The sequence below is a fragment of the Bifidobacterium sp. M0404 genome (genome assembly GCF_016101415.1).
GTDB classification, from domain to species: domain Bacteria; phylum Actinomycetota; class Actinomycetes; order Actinomycetales; family Bifidobacteriaceae; genus Bombiscardovia; species Bombiscardovia polysaccharolytica.
This window is the reverse complement of the sequence record NZ_JACFQP010000012.1, coordinates 1-4,292: the sequence shown is the minus strand read 5'-3', so window position 1 is coordinate 4,292 and position 4,292 is coordinate 1. Positions and strand designations below refer to the sequence as shown.

Sequence of the window (4,292 nt, the reverse complement as noted above, 5' to 3'; positions counted from 1 at the left end):
GGGGGGGGGGGGTCGTCAGACCCCTCGCGTAGCTAAGCGAACCCCAGGCATTCCCTCCAGCAGCGCAACCAGCACACCACTGCCCTCACCATCGGTATTACAAGCCACCACACCATTAAGCCCAACAGCGAGTCCAGGCACCCCGTCATCAACGACGGGAACACTTGACAGCACAGACTCCGTTGCGGCTAAATCATCAGAAAAAACGGATGATCAAGATGCACACGAGGTGCACTTCGACCCGGCCGACGGCAGCACACCAACCAAAGCAGCCGTGAAAACCGGGTCTTTAGCCACCTCTCCGGAAAAGAATCCGCAACGTGAGGACTTCCGGTTCGACGGGTGGACGCTTGACGGCCAGCCCTATGACTTCCAAACCCCGGTACTCCGGAATATAACCCTGAAAGCTCAGTGGTCGAAAATCACGGACTGGACGCTGAGCCCGGACCACGGGCCCGCCTCCGGAGCCCGTCTGACCATCAGCCCGCCCGACAAGCAAGAACCACGTTTCAGCAATATCCACGCCGCAGGCGACCAGACTGTCGGACTGACCGGCGATGGCAGAATCTACATATGGATGCAGGAAAGCACACCAAAGCAGGTCCCCTTCCCCACCCATACTGCCGACGGGTTCCATTACCTGCAGGCCGCAGCCGGCAGCCATTGGGATGCCGCCTTAGGATCCGACCAGCAGATCTACACCTGGACCAGCGCACAAGCCACGCCCACCATCCTCAACACTGACCAGAACACCGGGTTCACCAGCATCAGCATGCACGATGATCAGCTGCTGGCGGTGGACCGGCAAGGACAAGTCCACCTCTTCCAAACCGACCCAATAGACAACCAGAGCATAAAACCGACAGAACAAGCCGCAACCAGCCTGCCCGGAAAAGCGCAGGCCATCCTCGCCGCCGCCTCCAACAAGCGGATCCTCACCTTGGACGCGGACGGGCAGGCCTGGGCCTGTGAGACGAGCAAGATTGGAAAAGCCGAACCAGCACGCGTCAAGCAGGACCAGGGCAGACGCATCATCCAAGCAGCAGCTCTCAACCAGGGGTTCCTCCTGGCCGCGGACGGTCAGGCTTGGTACCTGGCCGACGGCACAACCAACATGAACCTAGTCGGCTTGCCGGACGGCGCGCAGACCAGCTGGATCATCTCCAACGAGGACCAGGCCTTGATCACAGACACAGAGGGACGCGTTTGGACGTGGAAGCCCAGCGAAACGCCGATGCGCGTATACAACGGGAACCAGCAGTACGTACAAGCCGCCAGTGTTGGCAGCAAGATCACCGCCATCGACAAGCATGGCAGCATACTCACGTGGAGTCTGGACGCTCAAGGCCAACTCAGCAAACCGGTCAGGCTCAACACCACTCAGGCGCCCACCCTTGAATCAGCCAGTATGGACAGCCAGCCGCTGAAACTCACCGGAAAGAATCATACCTGGCAGGCAGATGCCCCAGCCCACAAGCCCGGACCAACCACCATCACACTCGTCGGCAGGCAGGATGACCAGACCTTCACCAAAAGTCTCCAATACACCGTAGACCAGCCGCTGACCAGGGACACCGAAACAGAAACCAGCTACACGGTTTACTTCAACACAGGCGAGGGAGACCCGACACCCAGCAACCAGAAGGTCTCCTATCCGTACGGCAGGGTACAGCGGCCCTCCCCCGATCCGGCCCGTCAAGGCTACCTGTTTGACGGGTGGTTCATCAAAAACGTCGCCTACGACTTCAGCAAGCCTGTCACAGACAACCTCACGCTCACCGCCAAATGGACACCCAAGAACCCGGGCAACACTTGGAAAATCAACCCTGACAAGGGTGGCCAGCTTGGCGGGCAACAGACCACCATCACCCCACCCGCCAATATCAGCGGCATCAAATTCAACCAGATCAGCAGCTCAAAAAGCACTTGGTTTGCTTTTTCCTTGGCTGTGGGCAGTGATGGAAACGCCTACGCTTGGGGGAACAATGACTATGGCCAGCTTGGCGATGGGACCACTACTCAACGAGACAAGCCGGTCGTGGTGAAGAAGCCCGATCCCATGATATATACGAATCTACCAAATGATTTCACCTATGTACAGGTTAGCGCCGGAGATGGGCATTCGCTCGCCCTGGGCAGCGACGGATACGTGTACGCCTGGGGAGACAACACATATGGCCAGCTTGGCAACAATACCAACGGCGGTTATTCCACTGCTCCCCTGCGAGTGCGTGACCCCGCTACCAGCTCCAATGCAACCACGGGACTGAAGTCCATACAAGTGAGTGCCGGAGGCGAACATTCGCTGGCAATTGATGCAAATGGAAGCACCTGGGCATGGGGACGTAATCACTATGGCCAGCTCGGCAACGGCACTAGCAGTGCGTCTAATGTCGCGAATTCTATTCCGGTGCGCGCAAAATTCCCCATAACTGAGGACAAAGAGGTGAAAGTAATACAAGCAAGTGCCGGGTATGAGCATTCGCTGGCAATCGACAATGAAGGCAACACCTGGGCGTGGGGATACAACAGGTATGGCCAACTCGGCAACGGCGATAGTAGTACAAATACCGCTCCCACGCTGGTGCAATACCCCAAGAAAGAGTCAGGCAGCGTTACAGCTGTACAGGTCAGTGCAGGAGGCTGGCACTCGCTCGCAATCGACACTGATGGCCAGGCTTGGGCATGGGGATACAACTATTATGGCCAACTCGGCAACGGGAGCACCAGCGGCAAAAACGCGAATTCTCTTCCCGCGTCCGTACAATTCCCCACCACCGAAAACAAGGAGGTGAAAGTAATACAAGCAAGCGCCGGATTTAAGCATTCGCTGGCAATCGACGAGGAGGGAAGGGCCTGGGCATGGGGGAGTAACGAGTATGGCCAGCTCGGCAACAACACCACGAATGATCAGCATTCTCCGGTGAAGGTATTCGCCTCCACCCAATCCACAAGCTCACCAGGCCCATGCTTGAACGCTACACAGATCAGCAGTGGAGGCTGGCATTCGTTGGCAATCGACGAGGAGGGGAGCGCCAGAACATGGGGATACAACTACTATGGCCAACTCGGCAATCCCGACGCAGGGAGTCGGAGTTTAGCCCCAGTACCAGTAGTGTTCAACCTGCAGCCGGTGATCACCGGCATCACATTCGACCGCACCGTCGTAAAGGACCTACCCAAAAGCCAAGATGACGGCAGCGTCACAGTGGTCACACCCGCTCATGAGCCGGGCACGGTAACGGTCAGCGTCGACTACACGCTGGGCGGCGCAGCCCAAAAGCCGGACACCACCCTCAGATATACCTACACGCCTTTGGGCGTGCTCCCTCAGGCCGGCGGGGAAGGCATACTGCTCGCCCTGACCACCGGCATGACCGGCATGGGGGGTGTCATAGCAGCTCGTCGCTACCGGAGGGAACAGCGACAGCTGTCACACGCTTCGCACGAGTAAGAAAGACCGGGACGGATTAATCCCCCCGCCTCGGCCTCACTGGGGGCGCACGGAGGCGAGTGTCATTCAAGGCTCAATCCCCAAGGGAGCCGACACCCCTCTCGCGCCCCCACCACATCTATCAATCGACCACCGACAGCAATAGTGGAAGCAGCCGCTTTTATCGCGCGCAGTCAGCCGATTATCCTGCATCGGGAACAAACCTGACAACCGGTCTATTATTGGCCGACAAGCTTAAAGCAGATGGTCGTTTTGCTGATCAAGCAAAGACATAGCGGCGTCAATCAGAGGCACGTTAATACAGTCGAATCCCCCAAGATGTTGGGGCCCTCCAGACTAGGTCCGCCCTTCAGCCTCTATCGCCAGGCACATGCTGAACTCCGTGAAGGAGGTAAGAGCCAATAGGAGCGATGCTTGCGTGCAGCTCCACCAGTAATGCAATTAATCGGAATTGCTGTTTTGCCATAAAACCGACGATTACACGGTCCATAGTCCAAATAATTCCAAATCGCTTACCACCAATTGCTTCGTGTGTTGCTTTTTAACTTGGTGGTATGGTGAAGATAGGGGTGTCGGGAAACGGCTGGCTTTCCGCTATGGCTCGTGCAATCTGATGCTGAGCTGGCATTGGAAGAAAGAATAGTTTTCTGGCAGACAAGACGTTATAGGCGAGCAGTTGGCTTTGCTTGGTGTCGGTAAGGGGTTTATAAGTCATGCATCTGGTTTCCCGTCTGCGTTCCGTTTCGGCGATGATGATCGTCCTACTGAGCCTGCTGGCAGGCTTGGGCGTCGCGTCCGCCAACGCAGCGGACGCTCCTATCCTCACCGGGGGGGGGGG

General features: G+C 57.4%; 1 protein-coding gene. It reads left to right on the top strand.

Annotated elements, in window-relative coordinates; genetic code table 11:
* Nucleotides 1–3,454: RCC1 domain-containing protein (locus tag H3T93_RS09025; RefSeq protein WP_232348803.1), on the top strand; the 3,454-nt coding region annotated here is incomplete at its 5' end.
* Nucleotides 3,455–4,292 lie beyond the last annotated feature (838 nt).